This is a genomic window from Bradyrhizobium hereditatis, assembly GCF_020329435.1.
Taxonomy (GTDB): domain Bacteria; phylum Pseudomonadota; class Alphaproteobacteria; order Rhizobiales; family Xanthobacteraceae; genus Bradyrhizobium; species Bradyrhizobium hereditatis.
In genome coordinates, this window is the sequence record NZ_JAGKJK010000001.1 from 509,793 (window position 1) to 533,194 (window position 23,402).

The 23,402-nt window shown below is 61.8% G+C and carries 21 protein-coding genes and 1 tRNA gene; 15 read left to right on the forward strand and 7 right to left on the reverse strand.

What is annotated here, in order from left to right; genetic code table 11:
- Nucleotides 1-386 precede the first annotated feature (386 nt).
- On the forward strand, nucleotides 387-560 hold the full coding sequence (locus J6524_RS02605; protein WP_225668728.1) for a hypothetical protein: 174 nt from the start codon (nucleotides 387-389) through the stop codon (nucleotides 558-560).
- 9 nt (nucleotides 561-569) lie between these two features.
- Here J6524_RS02605 and J6524_RS02610 read toward each other — a convergent pair whose 3' ends face one another.
- Nucleotides 570-755, reverse strand: coding sequence for a hypothetical protein (locus J6524_RS02610; RefSeq protein WP_225668730.1), 186 nt, complete (start codon nucleotides 753-755; stop codon nucleotides 570-572).
- A 392-nt stretch (nucleotides 756-1,147) separates the two neighbouring features.
- Nucleotides 1,148-1,222, reverse strand: a tRNA-Asn gene (locus tag J6524_RS02615).
- 270 nt (nucleotides 1,223-1,492) lie between these two features.
- Between J6524_RS02615 and J6524_RS02620 the strand changes: the two genes are divergently transcribed.
- From J6524_RS02620 to J6524_RS02645, 6 genes are all read left to right on the forward strand, one after another.
- The gene (locus J6524_RS02620; protein WP_225668732.1) at nucleotides 1,493-1,672 is read left to right on the forward strand and encodes a hypothetical protein; all 180 of its coding nucleotides are present in this window, start codon (nucleotides 1,493-1,495) and stop codon (nucleotides 1,670-1,672) included.
- A gap of 137 nt (nucleotides 1,673-1,809) precedes the next feature.
- Entirely contained in the window at nucleotides 1,810-2,475 is a 666-nt protein-coding gene (locus tag J6524_RS02625; protein ID WP_225668734.1) for a protein-L-isoaspartate O-methyltransferase family protein, read from the forward strand.
- Between the two features lie 250 nt (nucleotides 2,476-2,725).
- A complete protein-coding gene (locus J6524_RS02630) occupies nucleotides 2,726-4,132 on the forward strand; it encodes a TolC family outer membrane protein (RefSeq protein WP_225668735.1) in 1,407 nt (468 codons plus the stop codon).
- A 310-nt stretch (nucleotides 4,133-4,442) separates the two neighbouring features.
- Nucleotides 4,443-5,144 carry a PopZ family protein gene (locus J6524_RS02635; RefSeq protein WP_225668736.1) on the forward strand — a complete coding sequence of 234 codons (702 nt, stop codon included), beginning with the start codon at nucleotides 4,443-4,445 and terminating at the stop codon, nucleotides 5,142-5,144.
- A gap of 246 nt (nucleotides 5,145-5,390) precedes the next feature.
- Nucleotides 5,391-8,258 carry a valine--tRNA ligase gene (locus J6524_RS02640; protein ID WP_225668737.1) on the forward strand — a complete coding sequence of 956 codons (2,868 nt, stop codon included), beginning with the start codon at nucleotides 5,391-5,393 and terminating at the stop codon, nucleotides 8,256-8,258.
- A 142-nt stretch (nucleotides 8,259-8,400) separates the two neighbouring features.
- Nucleotides 8,401-8,787 carry a VOC family protein gene (locus J6524_RS02645; RefSeq protein ID WP_225668738.1) on the forward strand — a complete coding sequence of 129 codons (387 nt, stop codon included), beginning with the start codon at nucleotides 8,401-8,403 and terminating at the stop codon, nucleotides 8,785-8,787.
- A 263-nt stretch (nucleotides 8,788-9,050) separates the two neighbouring features.
- On the opposite strand, the gene J6524_RS02650 is transcribed toward J6524_RS02645, so the two are convergent.
- Complete coding sequence (locus J6524_RS02650; RefSeq protein WP_225668739.1) at nucleotides 9,051-11,357, reverse strand: glycoside hydrolase family 113; 2,307 nt, start codon at nucleotides 11,355-11,357, stop codon at nucleotides 9,051-9,053.
- 480 nt (nucleotides 11,358-11,837) lie between these two features.
- On the opposite strand from J6524_RS02650, the gene J6524_RS02655 reads away from it, so the two are divergent.
- Complete coding sequence (locus tag J6524_RS02655) at nucleotides 11,838-13,643, forward strand: vanadium-dependent haloperoxidase (protein WP_225668740.1); 1,806 nt, start codon at nucleotides 11,838-11,840, stop codon at nucleotides 13,641-13,643.
- A gap of 649 nt (nucleotides 13,644-14,292) precedes the next feature.
- Here J6524_RS02655 and J6524_RS02660 read toward each other — a convergent pair.
- The gene (locus tag J6524_RS02660; protein ID WP_225668741.1) at nucleotides 14,293-15,018 is read right to left on the reverse strand and encodes a winged helix-turn-helix transcriptional regulator; all 726 of its coding nucleotides are present in this window, start codon (nucleotides 15,016-15,018) and stop codon (nucleotides 14,293-14,295) included.
- 109 nt (nucleotides 15,019-15,127) lie between these two features.
- On the opposite strand from J6524_RS02660, the gene J6524_RS02665 reads away from it, so the two are divergent.
- Entirely contained in the window at nucleotides 15,128-16,558 is a 1,431-nt protein-coding gene (locus tag J6524_RS02665; protein ID WP_225668743.1) for an FAD-binding oxidoreductase, read from the forward strand.
- On the opposite strand, the gene J6524_RS02670 is transcribed toward J6524_RS02665, so the two are convergent.
- Nucleotides 16,511-16,903 (reverse strand): hypothetical protein, encoded by a 393-nt coding sequence (locus J6524_RS02670; protein ID WP_225668744.1) that lies wholly within the window; start codon nucleotides 16,901-16,903, stop codon nucleotides 16,511-16,513. The genes J6524_RS02665 and J6524_RS02670 overlap by 48 nt on opposite strands.
- Before the next feature lie 585 nt (nucleotides 16,904-17,488).
- On the opposite strand from J6524_RS02670, the gene J6524_RS02675 reads away from it, so the two are divergent.
- Together J6524_RS02675 and J6524_RS02680 are read left to right on the forward strand one after the other, a co-directional pair.
- The gene (locus J6524_RS02675; protein ID WP_225668745.1) at nucleotides 17,489-17,806 is read left to right on the forward strand and encodes an ArsR/SmtB family transcription factor; all 318 of its coding nucleotides are present in this window, start codon (nucleotides 17,489-17,491) and stop codon (nucleotides 17,804-17,806) included.
- The gene (locus tag J6524_RS02680) at nucleotides 17,803-18,288 is read left to right on the forward strand and encodes an SRPBCC family protein (RefSeq protein ID WP_225668746.1); all 486 of its coding nucleotides are present in this window, start codon (nucleotides 17,803-17,805) and stop codon (nucleotides 18,286-18,288) included. Before J6524_RS02675 ends, J6524_RS02680 begins: the two co-directional genes overlap by 4 nt.
- 44 nt (nucleotides 18,289-18,332) lie before the next feature.
- Here J6524_RS02680 and J6524_RS02685 read toward each other — a convergent pair whose 3' ends face one another.
- Together J6524_RS02685 and J6524_RS02690 are read right to left on the reverse strand one after the other, a co-directional pair.
- The gene (locus J6524_RS02685; protein WP_225668747.1) at nucleotides 18,333-18,611 is read right to left on the reverse strand and encodes a hypothetical protein; all 279 of its coding nucleotides are present in this window, start codon (nucleotides 18,609-18,611) and stop codon (nucleotides 18,333-18,335) included.
- A 970-nt stretch (nucleotides 18,612-19,581) separates the two neighbouring features.
- A complete protein-coding gene (locus tag J6524_RS02690) occupies nucleotides 19,582-20,187 on the reverse strand; it encodes a DNA-3-methyladenine glycosylase (RefSeq protein WP_225668748.1) in 606 nt (201 codons plus the stop codon).
- 179 nt (nucleotides 20,188-20,366) lie between these two features.
- Between J6524_RS02690 and lipA the strand changes: the two genes are divergently transcribed.
- The 4 genes from lipA to J6524_RS02710 all read left to right on the forward strand — a co-directional run bounded on the left by lipA (nucleotide 20,367) and on the right by J6524_RS02710 (nucleotide 23,345).
- Entirely contained in the window at nucleotides 20,367-21,326 is a 960-nt protein-coding gene (gene lipA, locus J6524_RS02695; RefSeq protein ID WP_225668749.1) for a lipoyl synthase, read from the forward strand.
- A gap of 14 nt (nucleotides 21,327-21,340) precedes the next feature.
- A complete protein-coding gene (locus tag J6524_RS02700) occupies nucleotides 21,341-21,880 on the forward strand; it encodes a P-loop NTPase family protein (RefSeq protein WP_225668750.1) in 540 nt (179 codons plus the stop codon).
- Nucleotides 21,880-22,359 (forward strand): type II toxin-antitoxin system RatA family toxin, encoded by a 480-nt coding sequence (locus J6524_RS02705; RefSeq protein ID WP_225668752.1) that lies wholly within the window; start codon nucleotides 21,880-21,882, stop codon nucleotides 22,357-22,359. Before J6524_RS02700 ends, J6524_RS02705 begins: the two co-directional genes overlap by 1 nt.
- A gap of 65 nt (nucleotides 22,360-22,424) precedes the next feature.
- Nucleotides 22,425-23,345: an NAD(P)-dependent oxidoreductase gene (locus J6524_RS02710; RefSeq protein ID WP_225668753.1), complete on the forward strand. Its 921-nt coding sequence runs from the start codon at nucleotides 22,425-22,427 to the stop codon at nucleotides 23,343-23,345.
- Nucleotides 23,346-23,402 lie beyond the last annotated feature (57 nt).

Here is a 23,402-nt window from a genome sequence, read left to right on the forward strand (position 1 = left end):
GCCTTCGCATTGCTGCGAAGATTCGTTTCGCGCTGCATTGCACACAGGATGAAAAGTCAAAAGTGGGGAACCGTTCGAGCATGAGAGGCTTGATATTGGCAATATCTGCTCAAGTTGGAGATTCGATTCCGAATTGATGTTTGATTTTCGTTGTGAGTGGGACTTGGGAGCGATCTATGACCACTTTGCAAGCAATAGCATTTGGGGCCATGCTCGCGTGGACGCCTTCGCTCATCATCCTGGCAGCTTCGCTATGGGATGTTCGCGAGCTCGATGAGGTGGAATAGTCGGGCAGTTTGCCGAATTCCGTGCACCAGCCTCTATGAATTCGGTGTTCCTTCGATACAATCTTGAGTCCATATGACTCATGATCGTGGGGGCGCATCATGCAGAGCGAGTGGGAATCCATGACGGTCGATGAGCTGTTTAAGCTCCGCGAGCTGATGCAAGATGTCCTCAGCGCGAAGCTGAAGGCCAAAAAGGCCGAGCTCGAGCGTAGATTGCAGGTGCTTAATCAGCCGTCGAGCGATGTCGGGTCAACGAAGTTTCGCAGCCCCTAGTCCGCTCGGTTAGATGCCCAACTCATCGCCGACAGGCTGCACGATGTGGGCTGGATGAATCAGTTCTTGGCCGCACTGTGCGGCCTCCGCTGATCGCACCATCTCTCTCAATTTCTGAATTTCGGCCATTCGGTTGTGAAGATCGATCGAGATTTGCAGAAGGCGGTGCATCCATATTTCAAATGGCTGTTCCATGTTGCACCTCTTGCGCCCACACAACACCAACCACGCCAACACAACACCGGCCCTGGCGCGCTATTCCTCTCGGTTGCACATTTGATTGGAGAATGCCTCGGAGAGCAGTTTCGTCGAGCCGGGCCAAGGTTCGCCCCGCGCACTGTCTTGGAAAGGGACGCCGCCGGTATCAAAATACGTGCCCGGCGGCGTCTTCGTCTCAAACTGGGCCGCTCAAATCCCCAGCGCCATCTGAACAGCAGAAACTGTGCCAGTCACTGCTCGCAGTACAAATTCGGAGCTGGATAGTTATGCGGGCTTTGCCACGCCCGCACGCGCGACGTGTGTGCAGGTCCCAAGTGACGACGCATCTTCGAGGAAGAGATTCTAAAAGCTAAGCGCCTGATTGAGCTTGGCTCCCCGGGCTGGATTCGAACCAGCGACCATTCGATTAACAGTCGAATGCTCTACCGCTGAGCTACCGAGGAATAAGCGAACTGAGAGGTTCGCGAGCGGGGAGCGTATAACAAAGCCTTTCAGGCTTGCAAAGGACCAAATCACCTTCTGTGCGCTTCTTGAAGCTGGGCCGGAAAGTCGCTCCAGAACAGCGGTTTGTCGCCGTTTCGCCCCGCCGGCGAGCGTCTGGCAGGGAACCTATCCCGCGGAATTCCGTCATCCACAGAGGCATGGATCGGGCCGTCAATTCGACTTAATCGGCCAAAAGACTCGTCCTGCCGGGTTTCACGGGAGCTGATTCGATGCCAGCCATTGTGACCGACCTGATCCGCGCGGCGCCATCGGTCATTCCGGGCGACGTCCCCGCCATGAGCGACGACGAATGCCTGCTTCGGCTCGCGCAAGCCATTGAAGAGCATGATGCCGATCATCTGGATGAGGTCGCGCAGCTGATTGCGCGGCTCGCCGTCCCGATCGAGTAGGGCGGCTGTTCGCCATTTCAGCTGCAGGGCGCTTCGAAGGGCGTCCGCATGTTGCGTTTTGCGCCCGCTTGTACCAAAGATGGCCCCGCTTTCAGCTGTTTCGGCGGCCACGCCGTATGCTTTCGGGGTCTTAGCCTATGTCCGGTTTTGCGACCGCGCGCCAGAAAATGGTCGATGGTCAGGTGCGTCCGAGCGACGTCACCGATATCCGCATTCTCGATGCCATGCTGGCTGTGCCGCGCGAGGCCTTCGTTCCCGAAAGCAAGCAGGCGCTGGCCTATCTGGACCTCGACCTGGACGTCAGCGAGGAGGGCGGGGTCAAGCGCTATCTGATCAAGCCGGCGGTGCTGGCGAAGATGCTGCAGGCTGCGGAGATCAGGGGGAGCGACCGCGTGCTGGTGGTCGGCTGCGCCACCGGATATGCCGCCGCCGTGATCGCGCGGCTGACGCCGCACGTAACCGCGACAGAGAGCGATTCGGCGCTGGCCACCAAGGCGCAAGGGATTTTGGCCCGCAACGGCTGTGGAAATGTCACGGTTCGAACCGCGGCGGCGGCCGAGGGAGATCCGGCCGGCGCGCCCTATGATGTCATCGTGCTGAACGGCGCGACTGAGATGGTCCCGCAGCAACTCTACGGCCAATTGCGCGATGGCGGCCGATTAGTCGGCGTCTTTGCGACATCACGGCCGGCACGGGCTACCGTCGTGACCGCTCTGCACGGCGATTTCGGTCACCGGGTATTATTCGACGCCGCCGCCCCGCTGCTGCCCGGCATGGAACTCGTTCCAGCCTTCGTTTTCTAGCCTTTCAGCCGTCTCGACGCCCAATATTCGCCCTCCGCCGTCGGCTAAATTCTCTTCGAAATCAGAAGTGTGGCCGGATTGCCCCACGTGAAGAGTTTCGACGGGCTAGACTTGTGGGGTAGTTCCGTCCGGGCTACGTGCGGAATAAGGTGAGCCGGGACTCACTTCGAAATGAAGCGACGTTCGGTTAATGATCGTGTGCGACCATGATCATTGGCCGGGCGCGACCAAAAAGATTGGATTGCTTGGGATGCGTGGGGTGAAGGAATTTGCCGGGGCTGCGGCTTCGGTCCTTCTATTAGTATGCATGGGCTCGACGCCCGTCTTGGCCGACACGATTGAGGCGGCCTTGGTGCGCGCCTATCAGAACAACCCGCAGCTCAACGCGCAGCGCGCGCAGGTGCGCGTGACCGACGAGAACGTGCCACAGGCGCTGTCAGGCTACCGCCCAAGGGTCGCGGTCACGGCCAGCGCGGGCGTCCAATATACGGACACGCTGAGCACGCAGGGCGGCCGCCCCGACCTTCTCGTGAAAACCCCTATTGTCGGCGCGAATGCGCCGCGCAGCATCGGCGGCACCGTCACGCAGACGCTGTTCAACGGCCAGCAGACCGCGAACCGGACCAGGGCTGCGGAGAGCCAGGTTTCCGGCGCGCGTGAAGCCTTGCGGTCGCTCGAACAGAGCGTGCTGCTCAGCGCTGCCACCATCTACATGGACTATCTGCGCGATTCGGCCATCGTCGAGGTGCAGAAGAGCAACGTGCGCGTGCTCGAGCAGACGCTGAAACAGACGCGCGACCGCTTCAATGTCGGCGAAGTCACGCGCACCGACGTTGCGCAGTCGGAAGCCCAGCTTGCCGCCGGCAGGACGCAGCTCCTGACCGCCGAAGCCAATCTGACGACGACGCGCTCGAACTTCCGCCGCATCATCGGCAACGAGCCGCAAAACCTTGCGCCGGGCTCGCCGGTCGACCGCTTCCTGCCGTCAACGCTGCCGGCCGCCGTCGAACTGGGCCTGACGCAAAATCCGAACGTCACCGCGGCGATGTTCGGCATCGACGTCAGCTACCTGCAGGTCAAGGTCGCCGAGGGTGCGCTCTTGCCGACCGTCACCCTTCAAGCGGCGGTGCAGCAGTCGTATGAGCAAAGCCTGATCCAATTCAGATCCTTCGGCGCCTCGGTGACGACGCAGGTCAACGTTCCCATCTATCAAGGCGGCGCCGAATATTCGCTGATCCGCCAGTCCAAGGAAACCGTGGCGCAACAACGTCTCGTGCTCGATCAGACCCGGGACCAGACCCGTGCCAACGTCGTCACGGCGTGGGGGCAACTCGTCGCCGGCAAGGCGCAGGTCGCCTCCGCTCAGGCGCAGGTGCAGGCCTCCGAAATCGCGCTGAACGGCGTGCGCGAGGAAGCCAAGGCCGGACAGCGCACGACACTCGACGTGCTGAATGCACAGCAGGCGCTGGTCAACGCGCGCGTCGCGCTTGTGACTGCGCAGCATGATCGCGTGGTGGCGTCATACTCCGTGCTGAGCCAGATCGGAAGGTTGTCGCCGCAGGTGCTGAACCTGCCGACCACGATCTATGACCCGAGCGTGCACTATCATCAGGTGCGCGACAGCTGGGCGGGCGTTCGCACGCCCGACGGCCGCTGATATCGGCGGTAGTCCCCCGCAACACGAGACGAATATCGTCGCCCGGCGCCTGACGCGCCGGGCGCTTTGCTTGCAATCATTTACGGCCATGACGTACCGTTTCCGGGGCGAGCTGAGCGATTCGCGCCGCGTCCTTATCCGGGACGTGCGGCGGGTCGTCACGAGGGGAAGAGGCTTCCCGCGCGATGCAGCGGGTGGGCTTGATCTGGGGACAAGTCAGGCTTGTGCGGTGAAAATCCCGGCCTGCATATCCGGAACCGGCAATTCCTTCGTGGCTTTGGTGTAAAATGGTTTCGATGTGGAGTCGGAGATGACGCAACCTGCGAAGGTCCAAGAACCCTCGATGGAGGAGATTTTGGCGTCGATCCGTCGCATCATCGCCGACGACGAGGCCAAGCCTGCGGCGGCCAAGCCGGAGGCCGCTGCGCCGCCGGCAAAACCTGTGATGAAGGACATTCCGCCCTCGGCCATCGCTCCGCCGCCGAAACCGGTCTCCGTGCCAAAGCCAGCCCCAGCTCCGCCGCCACCCGCACCGGCACCGGCCGCCAGCAACAGCCAGGATGACATCGACGCGATGCTGGCGAGCTTGGACGCGGCGACGCCGGAAGCCGAGATCAGGCCGGCGCCGCTGCCCGAGGCCGATGTATTTGAGCTCACCGACGAGATGGCGTTGCCGGATCGGCCACCACCACCGGCTGCATCCTTCAACAAGATTGAGCCGGCCGACGACATCGTATTCAGCGAATCCAGACATCGACAAACGGCTCACGAGCCGCCGCCCTACGATAGCCTGCCCCAGCAACCCATCTTGTCGCGTTCGACCGTCTCCGCCGTGGAATCTGCTTTCAACTCGCTGGCCAACACCGTGCTGAGCAACAACGCGCGGACGCTTGAGGATTTGGTCAAGGAAATGCTGCGGCCGATGCTGAAGTCCTGGCTGGACGACAATCTGCCGCAACTGGTGGAGCGGATCGTCAAGGCCGAGATCGAGCGGGTCTCGCGCGGGCGCTAACCTCAGGATTACCTTGGCGGGCGGACAGATCGGCCGCCTTCGGACATTCAAACCGGCGTTACCGCGGCTTCCCATTGCCCCGGTCCGGGTTGTCCAGGTTGACTTGGGACGCTGTGGCGGCTTTCTAGGGGCGGCCCGGCGCCGACCATATCAGAACCGGACGCTACCACGTTGATTTGATGTGCGTTCTGGCGGACCGGTGACGGTTTGCTCGAGAGCACCCCCGACATCCCCAATTGCGTTGTCATGATCGAGAAAAATTACCAGCCCGCCGATATCGAAAACCGCGTGTCCCTGATCTGGGAAGAGAGCGGCGCGTTCAAGGCCGGCCGTCCCGAACGGCGGGATGCCGCGCCGTTCACTGTCGTGATCCCGCCGCCGAACGTGACGGGCTCGCTGCATATGGGCCACGCGCTGAACAACACGCTGCAGGACATCCTCTGCCGCTTCGAGCGCATGCGCGGCCGCGACGTGCTGTGGCAGCCGGGCACCGACCATGCCGGCATCGCGACCCAGATGGTGGTCGAGCGGCAATTGATGGAGCGGCAGGAGCCGGGCCGCCGCGATCTCGGTCGCGCCAAATTCCTCGAGCGCGTCTGGCAGTGGAAGGCGGAGAGCGGCGGCGCCATCATCAATCAGTTGAAGCGCCTCGGCGCTTCCTGCGATTGGTCGCGCGAGCGCTTCACGATGGACGAGGGACTTTCGCGCGCTGTCGTGAAGGTGTTCGTCGAGCTGCACCGCGAAGGCCTCATCTATAAAGACAAGCGGCTGGTGAACTGGGACACCAAGCTGCTCACCGCGATCTCCGATCTTGAAGTGCAGCAGATCGAGGTCAAGGGCAGCCTGTGGTATTTGCGCTATCCGATCGCCGGCAAGAGCTTCAGTCCCGACGATCCCACGACCTTTATCGTGGTCGCGACCACGCGCCCCGAGACCATGCTCGGCGACACCGCCGTTGCTATTCATCCCGAGAACGAGCGGATCGGGCACCTGATCGGCCAGCACGTCATTCTGCCGCTGGTCGGGCGTCGTATCGCGATCATCGGCGACGATTACGCCGATCCCGAGAAAGGGTCGGGCGCGGTCAAGATCACGCCGGCGCACGACTTCAACGACTTCGAGGTCGGCAAGCGTCACAACCTGCCGCAGATCAACGTGTTCGATCGCGAGGGCCGCATGGCCCTCGTCGACAATGAGGACTATCTGCGCGGATTGCCCGAGGGCGCGCTGATGCTGGCGGAAGAGTTGCACAATGTCGACCGCTTCGCCGCGCGCAAGAAGATCGTGGCGCGGCTGGAGGATTTCGGCTTCCTCGAGAAGATCGAGCCGAACACGCACATGGTGCCGCACGGTGATCGCTCCAACACGGTCATCGAGCCCTACCTGACCGACCAGTGGTACGTCGACGCCAGGACCATGGCGCAGCCGGCGATCGAGGCGGTGCGCTCGGGCGCGACGAGCTTCGTGCCGAAGAACTGGGAAAAGACCTATTTCGAGTGGATGGAGAACATCCAGCCCTGGTGCATCTCGCGCCAGCTCTGGTGGGGCCATCAGATCCCGGCCTGGTACGGTCCCGACGGCAAGGTGTTCGTCGCCGAAACCGAAGAGGAGGCCATCGGCAATGCGCTCGGCTACTATGTCGAGCAGGAGGTCATCACGCCGCAACAGGGGCGTGAGATGGCGCAGGACCCGGCCAAGCGCGAGGGATTCATCACGCGCGACGAGGACGTGCTCGACACCTGGTTCTCCTCAGGGCTCTGGCCGTTCTCGACGCTCGGCTGGCCCGACGACACGCCGGAAGTGAAGCGCTACTATCCGACCAACGTGCTCGTCACCGGATGGGACATCATCTTCTTCTGGGTCGCCCGAATGATGATGATGGGCCTGCACTTCATGAAGGAGGCGCCGTTCTCGACTGTCTACATCCATCGCCTGGTTCGCGACGAGAAGGGCGCGAAGATGTCGAAGTCGAAAGGCAACGTCATCGACCCCTTAAGCGTGATCGACGAATACGGCGCGGATGCGCTGCGCTTTGCGCTGGCGCGTGGCGCGGCCCACAGCCACGACATCAAGCTGTCGTCGCAACTCGTCGAGACCAACCGCAACTTTGCGACCAAGCTCTGGAATGCCTGCCGTTTTGCCGAGATGAACGGCTGCGAGAAGCCCGAGGACTTCGACCCGAAGGCGGCAAAGGAGACGCTCAACCGCTGGATCGCGCATGAGACCTCGCGCGCCACGCGCGAGATCACCGAGGCGATCGAAGGCTACCGCTTCAATGACGCGGCGAACGCGATCTACCGCTTCGTGTGGAACGTCTATTGCGACTGGTATCTTGAGCTCGCCAAGCCCGTGCTGATGGGCGAGGAGGGGGCGGCGAAGGCCGAGACCCGCGCCATGATCGCCTGGGCGCGCGACGAGATCCTCAAATTGCTGCATCCGTTCATGCCGTTCATCACCGAGGAGCTTTGGGCGGTGACGGCCGAGCGCGATGGCCTCCTGGTGCTCGCTGAATGGCCGCGCAAGGCAAGCGCAGTCGCGCCCGAGCAGATCGCCGCGATCGCGATGGCCGGCCCCGGCGATATCCTGATCGCGCCGGCGACGGCCGTGCTCGACACTGGCGATTTCAGCGATCCCGCGGCCGAGGCCGAGATCGGCTGGGTGGTGGATCTCGTCACCAGCATCCGCTCGGTGCGTTCGGAGATGAACATTCCACCGGCGACGCTAATTCCGGTGGTGCTGTCGGGCGCGTCGGCGGAGACGAAGGAGCGGGCGCAGCGCTGGAACGATATCGTCAAGCGGCTGGCGCGCCTCGCCGCGATCGATTTCGCCGACCGTCCGCCGGAAGGCGCGGTGCAACTCTTGGTACGCGGCGAAGTCGTCGCGCTGCCGCTCAAGGGCGTGATCGACCTCGCCGCGGAAAAAGCCCGGCTCGATAAAGAGATCGTGAAGGCCGACGCGGACATCAAGCGCGTCGACGCCAAGCTCGGCAACGAGAAATTCGTCGCGAACGCGCCCGAAGAGATCGTCGAGGAAGAAAAGGAAAAGCGCGAAGCGGCAGTGGCGCGAAAGGCGAAACTGCAGGAAGCACTGGAGCGGCTGAAGATGGCGTCCTGACGCGAGGCGCCGAACCATCCGCGTCATTGCGAGGAGCAACGCGACGAAGCAATCCATCTATCCGTTTTGCCGAAACATGGATTGCTTCGCTTCGCTCGCAATGACGACGGAGGTTGCTCAGTCATCATCGAGGGCCTAATCGATGCTGGACCACGTCTCCATCACAGTCTCCGACTTCGCCGCCGCCGAACGCTTCTACGACGCGATCATGGCCGCGCTCGGCGTCGTCAAGGTCGGCCGCAGCGACCGCTGGCTCGGCTATGGCGAGCGCGCCGATGCCGAATATCCGGATCGCGTCTACCTCGCGATCTACCAGGGTGCGAAGCCGGAAGAGGCCTCAAGCCGCCACTGGTGCTTCAAGGCAAAGTCGCGCAGCGAGGTCGACGCCTTCTGGCGCGCCGGCATCGCCGCCGGCGGCACCGATGACGGCCCTCCGGGTCCGCGCCACTACCACGCCGCCTACTACGGCGCCTTCCTGCGCGATCCCGACGGCAACAAGGTCGAAGCGGTGTGCCATCGCGCGGAATAGCCGCACAAAGGAAGCGAAGCCCGGAGCGGAGCGACATCCGGGGTTGGTCTATCCCCGCATATCGCTGCGCTCATGCGGCTACTGCTAGCTGAACCATCTCGTCATTGCGAGGAGCCAACGGGTCGCGCGAATGCGCGCCCGATGACAGGCTCCGCGAAGAAGCAACCCATCCATCCGTTATGCGGCGATATGGATTGCTTCGCTGCGCTCGCAATGACGACTGAGCTAGCCTGCGCCATCATCGAGACCAGAACGATGCGATCTCACACGAACAGAAAATCACCGGCGTGGAGCTCGCTCAATATCGTGTTCCGAATCTCGATCATGTTGTTGGCATCGACCGTAATCACGACGCTCGTGCCAACCTCGGCCATATGCGATTGCAGCGCGCTGAAGTCGGCAAATACCGTCTTGTCGATTTGAATGATGTCCCGGACGCCATCGGTATTCTGAAAGTCAGCGACCGTGTCCTTGCCGGAGCCGGCAGCAAAAACGAACGTATCATTGCCGGACCCGCCGGCCAGATAATCGCTTCCGCCGCCGCCGATCAGCCGGTCGTTGCCGCTGCCGCCATACAGGAACTCGCTGCCGGTACCGCCCTGCAGGCTGTCGTTGCCATCGTCTCCGAACATCTGGGTTGCCGCGGGGCCGCCTTTCAGCTGATCGTCGCCGCCGTTGCCGTGCATCGTATCCAGTCCGCCGCCGCCGGAGAGATAATCGTTTCCTTCACCGCCATTCATGACATTGGCTGCCCAGCTGCCGTAGAGCTGGTCTTTGCCGGCGCCGCCGTCGAGCAGGGCGCCGGTGTCGCCGGTGCCGGCCTTGATGATGTCGTTGCCGTCATCGCCGTAAAGTTGATCCGTCGCGGTGGTGATGCCGGAGCCGCTGTTGATCGTGTCGGCGTCCGCTCCGCCGTGAATCACATCCGCGCCCGGACCACCGTTGATGGTGTCGTTGCCAGCGCCGCCCTGGATCATGTCCGTCCCGGCGCCGCCGTTGATCACGTCCTTGCCGGCTCCTCCGTCAAGGTTGTCATTGTCCGTCGATGAGCCGAAGAACAGGTCCTGGTGCGCGGTCATGTCATAGTGGATGGACTTGTTCTGATAGAGATTCCAAGTTCCCGGCGAGCTCGGATTGACGGCCTCGGTGACGGCAAGATGCTCGCCGTTGACGGTAATGTCCTTGACGTAAAGATTCCGATCCCCATTGGCGTTGGCGACATCGTTGACGAAAGCAAGATCGAGACTGGAGACTGTCGCCGGGTTGGCGAATGTGAATGTGAAGGTCTGGAAATCAGATGCGTCCGTCGCGCCGTGGAATTCGACCGTGTTGCCGACCTGCTGCCCATTGATCAGAAGCTGCATCTTGGCGCCGACGCCGTCGACGACGGAGCCATAGCCCGTCACGGTGATAGTGGTCTCCGCGAGTTTCGGAATTGTATCGGGGCCGCCGATAATGCTGTCGTCGCCGCCGCCTGACTTGATCGTGTCGTTGCCGACCCCACCCGACAGCACGTCATTGCCGCCGCCTACATCCATCAGATCGGCAGACGGAGAACCCGTCAGATTCTGGCCGGGCGGCTGGTGCTGTCCTCCGTACCATTCAGTGATCAGCTCCTGCGCCGGCTTGCCTTGCGGCGAGTAGCCGATCGGCGAGTATTTGTTGTTCGTGTCCCAGTTCCAGATCGACGCACCCCTGAACCAGCTTCCGCCTTCCGAGCCCCACACCTGAAAGAAGGCGTTGAAGGCGTCATACTGCTCCTGGAGGTCCTGCGTTGTGCCTTCGGCCCAGCCGCCCGGGCGGATGTTGGTTCCGTCGAGGCTGCGATAGCCGGTTTCGGTGAAGAGCACCTGCTTTTCATACTGCAGGGCAAGTGAGTGGAAGAAATCGACCGGCGACATGTGGTTCATCACCTTCGCCCAGTAGTCGTCCGTGGACATGCTGTTCCACGCATTGACCATCTCCTCGACGGTCGGCTCAGTCGTCGGCGTCAGCGGCGGATAGGCGTTGATGCCGATGACATCGACCTTGTCCCAAAAGCTGACATTGATGGCTTCGTCGGTTGCGGCCGCATAGGTGATCTCGCCATGGAACACGGCGCGTATGGAATCGATGAGGTCGATCCAGTAGCTTCGATATTGCGGGCCGGAGAGCTTGCCGAGTTCATTGCCGATCGAGAGCAGGCTCACGCCGGCCTGCTCGGCGAGCTCAGCCATGTGGACCATTTGGCTCTTGTAGGAAGCAAAGAAGGCGGTGGGATCGCTCGGAACAAGCGCGTAGGCGAGGGTGCCGTCGAGGGCCGACACCATGGGCTTCAACGTAACCGAGAGACCAAGCGCCTTCGCATTTGCCGCCGCCTGAAGAATGTTGGCATCGCTCTCCGTCTTATTGGGATCCGCAAAGACGTCATTCGATGTCCTCGTCTGCATAAAGAGCCGAGGCGCGAGCTCGATCGAGTTTGCGTTGGTGCCCGCGATCGCCTGCATGGCGGCGAGCGCGGAACTGGTGACGAATGCACCATTGTAGTTGGAGAGGAATCCGAATCCCTGAACAGGAAACACGCCCGCCATCGTACAGCTCCTTTTCTTTTGAAGTTTCTGCTGCTGTTGCTGGCTCCGTGGTTTGCAGCATCACGCCGCGTGTTCCACTATTAGACGCAGTACAATCTATGAGCACTTCACTCGCGCAAGGCGAAACAGCAGACCACACTTACGTGTTCAACGTGTGCGTGTGGTGACGGGATTGCGTCGATGTTGCGATTGTTGAAAAAAAGCGGTGCTCGTTGTTAGCGCATCGTTACTGGTTCGACACTCATCGTTGCGAACGAAGCGATCCATCATCGCCGCCCGCGGCACCGACGACGGCCCTCCGGATCTGCGCGTCGGTGTACCGATCTTGCCAATTGGTCCGCGCGACTCACCCATTGATCTGCGTCAATCTCCTTCCGCCTCCTTCCGATGGAGTAATTCCGCGTCCAGAACAGGACGCAAGAGAGTGGACTGCTCCGCCGCAATGCTTCCCAAGATTCGCCTGCGAGGAAGGAGAGTTCCATGACTGACCACCTCACCATTTCGACTGAATCCGACCTGACATCATCCGACCTGACATCATCGGCCCGGCCGACCACCACGGTCACTCGCCGCTCGCTGCTCGGCGGGGCCGGCATCGCGGTTGGCGCCGCCGTGCTTGTGTCTCCACCGAGCATGCCCGGAATCGCTCCAGCCGCGGCGCAGCCCGTGAGTGCGGACCTGAGACCGCTCGACGCGGCGTTCAAGCGCCGCGCCTTCGAAGTCCGAGAGCTCTGCGCGAGCAACAACGAGAAAATTCCCATCCCGCCCCACCCGACGAATGGCGATGAGGCGCGCTACACCAACAAGATCGGTTCCGATTCACGGGGCTTGCCGCACGACAAACGCGGCGAAGTGGAACAAGCAGCATGGCAGGCGCTCTATACCGCTTGCCAGTCGGGCGATCCCGCTGATTTTGAGAAAATCCCGCTCGGCGGCACCCGCAAACTGGTCAATCCCGTAGGCGCACAGGCCGTTAGTCTCAGCGGCGTGAATCCTACTCAGATTGCGATACCGCCGGCACCTGCTCTTGCAAGTGCGGAGCGTGGCGGCGAGGCGGTCGAGGTATATTGGCAATCCCTGCTTCGTGATGTTCCGCTTACTGAGTTGCGCGATGACACCTCCAATCGCGACGTGCTTGCAGCAACCGAGGAACTCAACAAGCTCCCCGATTTTCGCGGGCCGAAGTCTGGTGGGCGAGTTACTCCCGGTACGCTGTTCCGTGCCAATGCGCTTTATTTCGACCCGACTGACCCGAAGGGCCGTTCCGTTACGCCGCCAGGCGTTTTGGATGGGCCGCTGGTCTCGCAATTCCTGCTCCGGGACGTGCCCTATGCTGCACAGTGGATCAGTGCTCAAATTCGCACCGTGTTGCCCGCCAACGAATTCCTGACCGAATATGAGGAGTGGCTGGCGATCCAGAACGGCGCCGCACCGAAGCGCCGGTTGCAGTTCGACGCGACACCGCGATACATAACGACAGGAAGAGATCTCGCGGAATATATCCATGCCGGTCCTGCACTTGGGTGGGCGGCAGCACTGATCCTTGCGACCCCCGGCGGTGGAGCTGATCAACGCTACTCCGGGATGTTTACACCCGCAGAGCCGGTGTCCTACCCAACGAACCCGTATCGGAAATCGAAAACCCAAAGCCCTGCCGGTGCCACCTTCGGGTTGCCCTATGTGCAGGCACTACTCGCCACGGGGATCAGTAACTCCGTGCGCGCGGCCTACTGGCAGAAGTATTTCGTGCACCGGACTGTGCGACCGGAAGCCTACGGCGCTCTGGCGCACCATCGCCTCGCCAATGGCGTAAGCGACTACCCGTTGCATGATAACTTCCTGAAATCGGAAGCCCTCGATCGCAGCAAAGCCAAATACGGCACGTATCTTTTGTCGCAAACCTATCCGGAGGCTTCGCCTCTTCACTCCGCCTATCCCGGTGGTGCCACGAGCGTTGGTGCCGTCACGGCTACCATATTGAAGGCGTTTTTCGACGAGAGCCGCGTCATCGTCAACCCAGTGCAGCCCGATCCGGCTGACCCGACGAGGCTCGTGCCTTATAACGGCCCGCCGCTCACGGTTGGTGGAGAATTGAACAAGCTCGCGGTGAATTTCGGTTTCGGACGGAATTGGGCGGGCATCCACTGGCGTTCCGACGCTTCCGCCTCGATGGCGATCGGCGAGGAGGTGGCTATCGGCATGCTGCGAGATGAGCGCATCACCCTCCGCGAATCCTTCGAAGGCTTCTCCTTCACGCGCTTCGACGGCAGCCGCGTGACAATCTGACAGCAGCCGGGCGGCGCCCCGTCGTGGGGCGCCGGCCCGGTTCTGTGCAGAGAAGCGGAAGCGTTTGTGCCCGACAGCCTATTGATGGAAGCTGAGCGCGGGGCCTGCTCAATTAACGACGACTCGAGCAGGGGGCGTTCTGATCATCTCATGATACGCATTTGGGTTGACCTGATACGTCACTGATCGCTTTGTTGATGAGTTCACCTGGAGTGGCAGCAATGGCGCAAAACCTGGTAGCCGGATTGGTCGTGGTGGCTTTGATGATCATGGGCGTGCTTGCCTACGCCCAGAAACATGAGGGGTGCTTGCACGGGCGCTCGCTCCAAACCTTCAAGCCCTGCGGATCAGTTAGCGTTAACATGTAGCGCTGGTCGCGATGCTGCGGCCAACCTCGCGCGATTTGGTGCCCACGATCCCGGGGAGGTTCGTCTATTTCTGTTTGTGCGGGCCGAGCTGTTCTTCAACCGAACTGGGTCTTGACAAATGTGCGACTGATCGAGCGACGCGTTGGGTTCGCTTCCGTTGGTGGTCTGTCGAAGTCTGCTCTTGGCCCCTTAGCGGACCTTCATATGACTTCGAGCAATGTCGGCGAGTGACCTTAGCGGAAGTCAACTGCGATAGAGAGCATGGCGTCGGCGCGGGCCGGCTACAAAAGAACCTGTCTCGTAGTCTTCGCGGCTGGATCTGAGGTTCGCTGATCCTCAATCTTCGCAAACGAACTCAGGCCAAGCCAGGAGCCGAACTTGGCGCGAAGCTGGGGTGGCCCATGAACTTCAAGCCGGCCCGTTTCCATCGCCTGCGCCAGGCGCATGTTTCCGATCCAGACCGCTGTCATGGTGCGTACGTCCGAATGAATGAAGAGATCCACCTCGTAGCCGGGATCAGTCACGCAGAGATCGACCGCGCTGCCTTCGCTGACCAGCCACCAGTGCCGTTTGCCCTTGGCCACGCCACTGAACTCGAAACCGACTACGACGCGACGCGCTGGAAATTGATCGGGCCTCACTCTGCGATGCATATCCCACATGAGGAGACCGACATCGAGGTCATCAGCTGCCAATCGGCTGCGAACCCAGCGCGCGCCCCAGTCGCCCATCATCATGATAAGTGGCTCGAGCTCGCGCCCGGCCGGAGTCAGGTGGTACTCCCAGCGATGTCCGGTTGGCGCCGGTCGCCGCTCGACCACGCCTTCCAACTCCAGCCGCTTTAGGCGCCGCGACAGCAGGGACGAAGACATCAGCGGCACACCGCGTCGCAGATCGTTGAAATGCGTACTGCCGACAACGAGTTCTCGCAGGACCAGCGGGGTCCACCGCTCGGCGACAATCTCCGCCGCCTTGGCTATCGGGCAAAACTGTCCATAGCCCTTCATGATATGGAGACTATCTCACGGCTCGGGCAGCTTCCAGTGCAGAAACTGAACTTGCAGGGTTCGTGCTGGGGCCAGACACTCCGCTCAAATTGATCAAGGGAGTGTAGCTATGACTTACCCAGAGAGAGCTGCGGCACCGGCAATCCTCCCTGACCGCACTGGCGTTGCGTCGTTGATGGCCGGAATACGCGGCGTGGTGTTCCGGCCGGGTGATGACGGCTATGACGAGGCCCGCAAGGTCTGGAACGGCATGATCGACCGCCATCCGGCCTTCATCGTTCGCTGCGCTGGAACCGCCGACGTCATCGCCTGTGTCAACCTTGCGCGCGAGCAGGAACTGCCAATTGCGATTCGCGGCGGCGGACACAATGTTGCCGGTAGCGCCGTCTGCGACGATGGCATTGTCGTCGATCTGACAGCGATGAAAGGCATCGAGGTCGATCCCGGGGACCAGACCGTGCGCGCCCGGCCAGGATTGCTTTGGGGCGAGTTCGACCGCGAGACCCAGGCTTTCGGCCTCGCGACGACCGGCGGAATTGTCACACATACCGGGATCGCGGGGCTCACGCTTGGTGGCGGCATCGGCTGGCTCATGCGTCGGCACGGGCTTACCTGCGACAATCTTGTCGCAGCCGATGTTGTGTTGGCCGACGGGCAATTTCTTCGTGCCAGTGAGCGCGAAAACGCCGACCTTCTCTGGGGCCTGAGAGGCGGCGGCGGGAACTTCGGCATAGTCACCGCCTTCCAATACCGCCTCCATGCTGTCGGACCGCAGGTGCTCGCCGGCGCGATCCTTCACCCCGCTGAACGGGCGCCCGAAGTGCTCCGTTTCTATCGGGACTACATCGCCACCGCGCCCGATGAGCTGACGACAATCGTCAATCTGCGAAAGGCGCCGCCAGCGCTGTTCCTGCCGCCGCACCTTCACGGCCGCGCAGTGGTCGTCATCGCCGTTTGCTATGCCGGCTCCATCGATGATGGCGAGCGGATCCTCGCCCCGTTGCGGCGGTTCGGCGAACCCCTCATCGATCTGATCGAACCAAAAGCGTACACAGCCCAACAGGGCATGTTCGATGCGAGCGTGCCTCACGGTTTGCGCTACTATTGGAAGTCGCACTATTTCGGCCGGCTTAGCGACGCGGCCATCGACACACTGGTCGCGCATGCATGGCAGACACCATCACCGATCTCCTACACTATTTTGTTCCATCTCGGCGGCGCCATCCGCCACGTCGATGGCGCGGCTACGGCCTTCGAGGACCGTAGCGCCGAACATGCTCTGAACATCAACGCGGTGTGGTCCGACCCCCAAGCGACCGAGGCGCAAGTCGCATGGGCTCAGAGCTTCTGGGAGGCGACGCATCCCCATTCGACAGGCGGCGTCTATGTGAACTTCCTCGGCGAGGATGGGGAGGCTCGCGTGCGGGCCGCCTACGGACCCGACAAGTATCGCCGGCTTGCAGCCTTGAAACGGAAGTATGATCCAGGGAATCTATTCCGGCTCAACCAGAACATTCCCGCCGCGCTGGAGCCAGAATAGATCGCGGATGGCCGCATGTGGCCCAAAGCCGATATGCCCGCCGGCGCCGCCGATGTCCGCTTTCGGGAGCAGCTGCGACTGATCGGAGTTCACCAGGCGGCAGCTGTGGGTTTTGTCCGACACTTCGCGCTCGAAATTTTTCTTGGGTACCGCCGAGAATTTCTGCCAGCGCGAGGATTGATCGTGAGAAATGTCCACATCAGAAAGCCCCGTGCCCGTCGAGGCGTTTTTTTGGTCGCCCGTCGCGTTTTGCACCGGTCTGTTCGCAGCCGAGCCAACCCCAGTAGCGGCGTTTGATACTTGATATATCAAACGCTCGACTAATCCGTAAAAACGGCCACGCATGTTCACCGCCGTTCTGCTTCCAGGTCACATCCACAGCGCTCCCGAGGAATGCATTGCGCCAGGCAATTCTTGCTTGCGCGCCCCGACGAGATGCACGCCCTTGGCTGCGGTACAGGGGGCTGGATTGAGCCAACGCGGTTTTCTCGCCGGAGCGCGCACACAAGAGAGCTCCTCTGATTTGCGATGTTATGCAAACTGGACCGTTCGGAAAGCCAGCAGTCCGGATGTACCAATTTTGGTATTAGCTGTTGGCCGCTGTCAGAACCGATCCTTTGAATTTATGGGTTCATGCCCTAGACGCAGGGGAATCGTCCGGCGGCTAGCTTAGCGCCGAACTGAGAATTCCAACAGGTCAGCCGTCATCGCACTCGACGAGTTGCGCCCGCACGCTGGACCAGCGCCAGTCGCGCGCGGCTGACGAGAGTGGCGCGCACGCGATTGCGCGATAGGCAGCGGAGCTCCGCGGCGAGATGCTCTTCATTCCATGGCGACGCATCCGTCTTGCGTGCCTCAAGCCCTCCCTTGAGTTCGGCTCGCGTTGAAATGTGACTTGACAACGCGTAAGCATGGCCTTACGCGTTAGCGATGACTTACGCGAAGAGTGGGTGGACGGCGCTCGCTGACCCGACCAGGCGCACGATATTCGAGCGGCTGGTCGATCATCCGAGCTCGGTCAGTGGATTGGCGCGTGCCCTGCCAGTCAGCCGCCCCGCCGTCTCGCAGCACCTGAGGGTCCTGAAGGACGCCGGGCTCGTGGTCGACGCGCCGGCCGGCAAACAGCGGATCTATCGCGTCGATCCCGCCGGGTTGGCAGCCCTGCGTGCGGAACTCGATCTGTTCTGGAGCAAGACGATGGCAGCCTACAAGACAGCCATCGAGCAACCACCGGAGGAGTCGGAATGAGCACTCAAGCAGCAATCACATCCGTCAAGCACAGTATCGTGGTGGAGGCGCCGATCGGGCGTGCATTCAAGGTCTTCACTGAGGACTTTGGCCGCTTCAAACCCGCCGAGCACAACCTGCTGAGGGTGCCGATCGCCGAGACGGTATTCGAGCCTCGCGTTGGTGGCCACCTGTACGATCGCGGCGTTGACGGCAGCGAGTGCCGATGGGCACGAGTGCTGGCGTACGAGCCGCCCAATCGAGTGCTCCTGAGCTGGAACATCAGCCCGCAATGGCAGATCGAGACCGATCCGAATAAGACCAGCGAGTGGGAAGTGCGATTTACCGCCGAGACGGCGCACCGCACACGCGTTGAGATCGAGCACCGACACCTGGACCGGCACGGCGAGGGGTGGCAAGGCGTGCGCGATGGGGTCACGGGCGATCGGGGTTGGCCGCTGTACCTGCAGCGCTTCGCTGATCTGTTAAGCCGCGCATCCTGATAGTCATCCCACGTGATTTACGGTGCCAGTGCTGGACTGCGCTGTCACCGGTAGATCGTGGACGACGGCGTGTCTGTCGTGACGAAGCGGATTGCTGCGACCCGGTAGTCCGTTCCCAACTGTGCATTTGCCTCACTGACGCCTTCCAGCACTTGCTTTTGAACGTCGTCGGCATCGATCACTGGCGCTTCGTTGCTGACCGACAACCGCTCGACGATCGGCGCAGAAGCGCTAGGCTCGCCTAGCTTTAGGGCAAGCAAGTTGTGGGACGGACCCGTGATCCGAACCGCCTGGTACCAGTCACCATCTCTACTGAATTGCATGGTTAAAACCTGGGAAATGGGAAGCGGCGCTCGGCGGCGTTGTGCAGCAAGTTAGCCCGGATGAGCGAAGCGACATCCGGGTTTTTGCTCTGCCCGCATAGCGCTAAGCTCATGCGGGCTACCGGCTGATTTGCATTACCTGCAAGCACAATCTCGCGTTGAAGGTGCGGCAAATCAACCCGTTGGGCAAATCACTTCTGATTTTCAGAAATCGTGTCAAGCCCCGGAGTCAGAAATATTCCGCTTCGCGATTGACCCAAATCACCGGTAAAACTCCCGCCATCCCGTCCCGAGGAGAGGGGCGTTGGCCATCGTCACTGACGTTGGGGCGGGTTGCGGTGGACGCGGCACCGTCAGGCGCGCGAGGTGTTCGCAGGGCGGTCTTCCGTGAGCGAACGCTGGCCGCGCAGACGAACGGCGCTTAAACGCTTTCGCTATTCCTACGGCCGGCACGCACTTGGCTGGCTGAGGCCTGTGGCGAGGGAAGCTGCGTACGGCAAAACCGTGTGGTCCTGGCGCCCGTGGCTGGCGTTAAGTCGGCGGAGGCTTGCGAAACCCGACCGGGTCGCGCGAGCCGTCAATTCGCCGGCGATGGAGGCAAGAGGAATTCGTCTCCAGGGAGAGCGCGGCATAAGCCGTCAAACCATTGCGCAGGGAATGCCGGGATGCTCCGGCTGTACCTGTATGCTCGTGTGCGCATTCTTGAAGTGCACCTTGCACACGAGACCGCGGGTGCCAGCCGGCACCCGGCATTCCCTGCGCCCTCTCTGATTTCGAGGGCGAACGATTTGCAAAAGCTCGGGCGCACTGTGTCGCGAGAATGCGAAACTGTATCCGTCGTCATTGCGAGCGCAGCGACTTGTCCGCCGAAGCCTTGGCGAAGGCCGGAAGCAATCCATTTCACCTCATGCGCGGCTCGATGGATTGCTTCGCTTCGCTCGCAATGACGGGTTCAGGACGGGAGGCGCGGTCAAAACGCCTTGCTCAGGAATCTCGATCCCTTCAATCCGTAGCGCCACGGCAGATCGACTGCTTTCGTTATCCCGATCCGCACGCCGACGATGGTCTCCGGCTTGCCCACCCGCGCATGCAGCGCAAAGGGCGGCTGATCCAGCGGCAACTCATTATGCTTGATGGTGATGCCGAGCGCTTCGGTGAGCTTGCCCGGGCCGGAGCACAAAGCGCGCGCGTCCTGCAGGCCGCGGCGGCGGCGCATCGCGGGGAGGCCGTGGGTCGGCTCCAGCGCGCGGATCAGCACGGCGCTGGCCGATCCTTCCTCCTCGGAAACGAAGTTCACGCACCAGTGGATGCCATAGGAACGGTAGACATAGGCAAAGCCGGGCGGGCCAAACATCACGCGGTTGCGCGGCGTCGGTCCGCGAAACGAATGCGCGGCCTGATCGGTGTGGTGATAGGCCTCGACCTCGGTGATGATGCCACCGACACCGTTGACCAGCAGCGTCGCCCCGATCAGGTCGGGCGCGACCTCATGCACGCTGCGGGCGAAAAACGAGCGTTTCAGCGGCTTGCCGAGCGGAGGGGTGGCGCCGTCGGCAGGCTTGGGGCTTTGAACCATTTTCAGGTGAGAATCGTTCGCGGAAGGGGTGAAATTCGTCATTATCTTGCACGATCTGCCAGGTTTCGCGAGCCGCCTTGTGGGCCCTTCCGCAACCGACTTGTGGGCCTTCCGCGAGTCGGGTTGCAGGCGCAAGCGACACGGATTAGCTAGGTATTCTCTCATTTTCCGGATTTAACATGGTCGTCCTCGTCGATACCATCTCCGCCAACCAGGTGCGCCCGCGTCACCCCGAAAAGGTGAACCGGCCCGACGCGCTGTCGCCGCCGAAACCGGACTGGATCCGGGTGCGCGCGCCGAATACCCGCGGCTATGCGGATACGCGGAAGATCGTCAAGGAGAACGGCCTCGTCACGGTGTGCGAGGAGGCCGGTTGCCCCAATATCGGCGAGTGCTGGGACAAGAAGCATGCCACCTTCATGATCATGGGGGATACCTGCACGCGGGCCTGCGCGTTCTGCAATGTCAAGACCGGCATGCCGAGCGCGCTCGACGCCGCCGAGCCGGAACACGTCGCGGAAGCGACTTTCAAGCTCGGACTGACCCATGTCGTGGTGACCTCGGTCGATCGCGACGATCTCGCCGACGGCGGCGCCGAGCATTTTGCGCAAGTGATCCGCGCGATCCGCGCGCGTTGCCCGAATACGACCATTGAGATTTTGACGCCGGACTTCCTGCGCAAGGAAGGCGCGCTGGAAGTGGTAGTGGCGGCCAAGCCCGACGTGTTCAACCACAATCTGGAGACGGTGCCGGCGCGTTATCTGACCGTCCGGCCGGGCGCGCGCTACTTCCATTCGGTCCGGCTGTTGCAGCGGGTCAAGGAGATCGATCCCACGATCTTCACCAAGTCGGGCATCATGGTCGGCCTCGGCGAGGAGCGTCACGAGGTGCTGCAGGTGATGGATGATCTGCGCTCGGCGGACGTCGATTTCCTGACCATCGGCCAATATCTGCAGCCGACCCGCAAGCACCACGCCGTGATGCGCTATGTCACCCCCGATGAATTCGCGGGCTACGAGAAGGTCGCCTATACCAAGGGATTTCTGATGGTTTCGGCGAGCCCGCTGACCCGCTCGTCACATCATGCGGGCGAGGATTTTGCCAAGCTGCAGGCGGCGCGCATCGCGCGCATCAGCTAGGTGCGGATCGAACAATGCAACGCGTTCTCGTGATGGGATCGTCGGGGTCCGGCAAGTCGACATTTGCCAGGCGGCTGTCTGATATCACGGGCATTCCCTTCGTTTCGCTGGATGCGCTGTACTGGAAACCGGGCTGGGTCGCGTCCGACAATGCCGAGTTCGGACAGCGCGTGGCCGAGGTCGCGCGCGGACCGCAATGGGTCATTGACGGCAACTACACCAGCAGCGGCGCGGGTGAGTTGCGCCGTCATTCGAGCGACACCGTGATCTGGTTCGACCTGCCGCGCAGGACCTGTATCTTCGGCATCATGAAGCGGATTGCCGGAAGCTACGGCACGGTCCGCCCGGAGATGGCTGAGGGCTGTCCGGAAAGGATCGACTTCGAATTTTTCCGCTATATCTGGACCTATCGTCGGCTGCAGCGACCGAAGCTCCTTGACTATTTTCAGGGCCTGCGCGCCGATCAAACGTTCGTCTGCTTCACCGATCGGATGCAGGCGGACGACTATCTGAAGCAGATCGCGCTCAAGCAGAACCGGGCGAGTATTCACTGATGCCGCGCTTTTCCAGCAAGCGCCGGGTTCATCACACCGCGCCGCAGATGTTCGATCTGGTCGCCGATGTCGAGCGCTATCCGGAATTCGTGCCGCTCTGCCAATCGCTCCGGATCCGTCAGCGCACGTCGAAGGCCGACGGCACCGAGGTCGTCGTCGCCGACATGACGGTGTCGTTCAAGCTGGTGCGGGAATCCTTCACCAGCCGCGTGACGCTGGACCGACCGAACCTGAGGATCATGGTGGAATATCTGAAGGGTCCGTTCAGCAACCTGGAAAACCGCTGGACGTTTGAACCGAAATCCGAAACCGACTGCGAGGTCGGATTCTTCCTGTCCTACGAATTCAAGAGCCGGATGCTCGCAATGCTGATGGGGACGATGTTCGATACCGCATTCCAGCGCTTTGCCGCCGCGTTCGAGAAGCGGGCGGACGCGATCTACGGCAAGCCGGGGGCAGGGCCGGTCGGGACCCGCTGACGCCAGCGCAATAGGCAAAGCATTTCACCAATCCAAGAAACTCTCGAACAATCACGGAAGTTGAGATGACGACATTCGAACGCGTTGGCTTCATCGGGCTCGGAGGGATGGGACGGGGTTTGGTCAAGAACCTCGTCGCAAAGGGCGTGGCCGTGACCGCCTTTGATCTAAACCCCGCTGCGGTCGCGATTGCCAAATCGTTTGGGGCGACGGCCGCGGGCAATCTGCAGCAAATTCGCGATTGCCGCATTGTCATGATTTGCGTGAATGAGGCCGAGGACGTCGAGGCGCTGCTCACTGGTACCAACGGGCTGCTCGCCGGTCCGGCGCCGGGGTTCATCATCGTGGACCACACCACCGGCAGTCCGCAAATGGTCGCCAAGCTCGACCGCATGGTGCGCGCAGCCGGCGGGCGCTATGCCGAAGCGCCGATGACGCGGACCCCAAAGCACGCCGACATCGGCAAAGTAAACGTGCTGTTCGGCGGCGAGAGCGACCTGCTCGAAGATCTCCGGCCCTATTTCGAACTCTATGCCGAGAACATTTTCCATATCGGTCCGCTGGGGCACGCGATCCGCCTCAAGCTCATTCACAATTACATCGCCTTCGCCAATGTGGCGGCGTGGTGCGAGGGGTTCGCGCTGGCCGCAAAGGAGGGGCTCGATCTTTCCCAAGCGATCCGCATCATCTCCGCCGCCGGTGGCAAGAGCGGCATGCTCGATCTCTACGGCCAGTCCACGCTCGAGGGCGACTTCACTCCGCTGATGTCGCTGGCGAACGCCCGCAAGGACGTCCGCTATTATGCGCGCTGGCTGGAGGAGGCGGGCCTGCCCGGTTTCATGGCTGAGGCTGTGCACCAGACCTACCGGCAGGCGGCGCTGCTCGGGCATGACGGCGAGTCCTGCACCGCCGTGATCAAGGCCTACGAGGCCGTGACCGGCGTTGAAGCGCGGGTAGGGCCGAAAGGCCAGCAACAAGGAACATGATCGGCGGCATATCTGGTTTCCCACGAAACCGGTTGCCGGTATCGACGCCATTCATTA

Excerpts from the sequence above, each read along its gene's own strand:
- J6524_RS02605 (WP_225668728.1), top strand. The coding sequence starts at position 387 with ATGCAGAGCGAGTGGGAATCCATGACGGTCGATGAGCTGTTTAAGCTC.
- J6524_RS02620 (WP_225668732.1), top strand. The coding sequence starts at position 1,493 with ATGCCAGCCATTGTGACCGACCTGATCCGCGCGGCGCCATCGGTCATT.
- J6524_RS02625 (WP_225668734.1), top strand. The coding sequence starts at position 1,810 with ATGTCCGGTTTTGCGACCGCGCGCCAGAAAATGGTCGATGGTCAGGTG.
- J6524_RS02710 (WP_225668753.1), top strand. The coding sequence starts at position 22,425 with ATGACGACATTCGAACGCGTTGGCTTCATCGGGCTCGGAGGGATGGGA.
- J6524_RS02675 (WP_225668745.1), top strand. The coding sequence starts at position 17,489 with ATGACTTACGCGAAGAGTGGGTGGACGGCGCTCGCTGACCCGACCAGG.
- J6524_RS02645 (WP_225668738.1), top strand. The coding sequence starts at position 8,401 with ATGCTGGACCACGTCTCCATCACAGTCTCCGACTTCGCCGCCGCCGAA.
- J6524_RS02705 (WP_225668752.1), top strand. The coding sequence starts at position 21,880 with ATGCCGCGCTTTTCCAGCAAGCGCCGGGTTCATCACACCGCGCCGCAG.
- J6524_RS02650 (WP_225668739.1), bottom strand. The coding sequence starts at position 11,357 with ATGGCGGGCGTGTTTCCTGTTCAGGGATTCGGATTCCTCTCCAACTAC.
- J6524_RS02640 (WP_225668737.1), top strand. The coding sequence starts at position 5,391 with ATGATCGAGAAAAATTACCAGCCCGCCGATATCGAAAACCGCGTGTCC.
- J6524_RS02660 (WP_225668741.1), bottom strand. The coding sequence starts at position 15,018 with ATGAAGGGCTATGGACAGTTTTGCCCGATAGCCAAGGCGGCGGAGATT.
- J6524_RS02685 (WP_225668747.1), bottom strand. The coding sequence starts at position 18,611 with ATGCAATTCAGTAGAGATGGTGACTGGTACCAGGCGGTTCGGATCACG.
- J6524_RS02690 (WP_225668748.1), bottom strand. The coding sequence starts at position 20,187 with ATGGTTCAAAGCCCCAAGCCTGCCGACGGCGCCACCCCTCCGCTCGGC.
- J6524_RS02655 (WP_225668740.1), top strand. The coding sequence starts at position 11,838 with ATGACTGACCACCTCACCATTTCGACTGAATCCGACCTGACATCATCC.
- J6524_RS02700 (WP_225668750.1), top strand. The coding sequence starts at position 21,341 with ATGCAACGCGTTCTCGTGATGGGATCGTCGGGGTCCGGCAAGTCGACA.
- J6524_RS02680 (WP_225668746.1), top strand. The coding sequence starts at position 17,803 with ATGAGCACTCAAGCAGCAATCACATCCGTCAAGCACAGTATCGTGGTG.
- J6524_RS02610 (WP_225668730.1), bottom strand. The coding sequence starts at position 755 with ATGGAACAGCCATTTGAAATATGGATGCACCGCCTTCTGCAAATCTCG.
- lipA (WP_225668749.1), top strand. The coding sequence starts at position 20,367 with ATGGTCGTCCTCGTCGATACCATCTCCGCCAACCAGGTGCGCCCGCGT.
- J6524_RS02665 (WP_225668743.1), top strand. The coding sequence starts at position 15,128 with ATGACTTACCCAGAGAGAGCTGCGGCACCGGCAATCCTCCCTGACCGC.
- J6524_RS02635 (WP_225668736.1), top strand. The coding sequence starts at position 4,443 with ATGACGCAACCTGCGAAGGTCCAAGAACCCTCGATGGAGGAGATTTTG.
- J6524_RS02630 (WP_225668735.1), top strand. The coding sequence starts at position 2,726 with ATGCGTGGGGTGAAGGAATTTGCCGGGGCTGCGGCTTCGGTCCTTCTA.
- J6524_RS02670 (WP_225668744.1), bottom strand. The coding sequence starts at position 16,903 with ATGCGTGGCCGTTTTTACGGATTAGTCGAGCGTTTGATATATCAAGTA.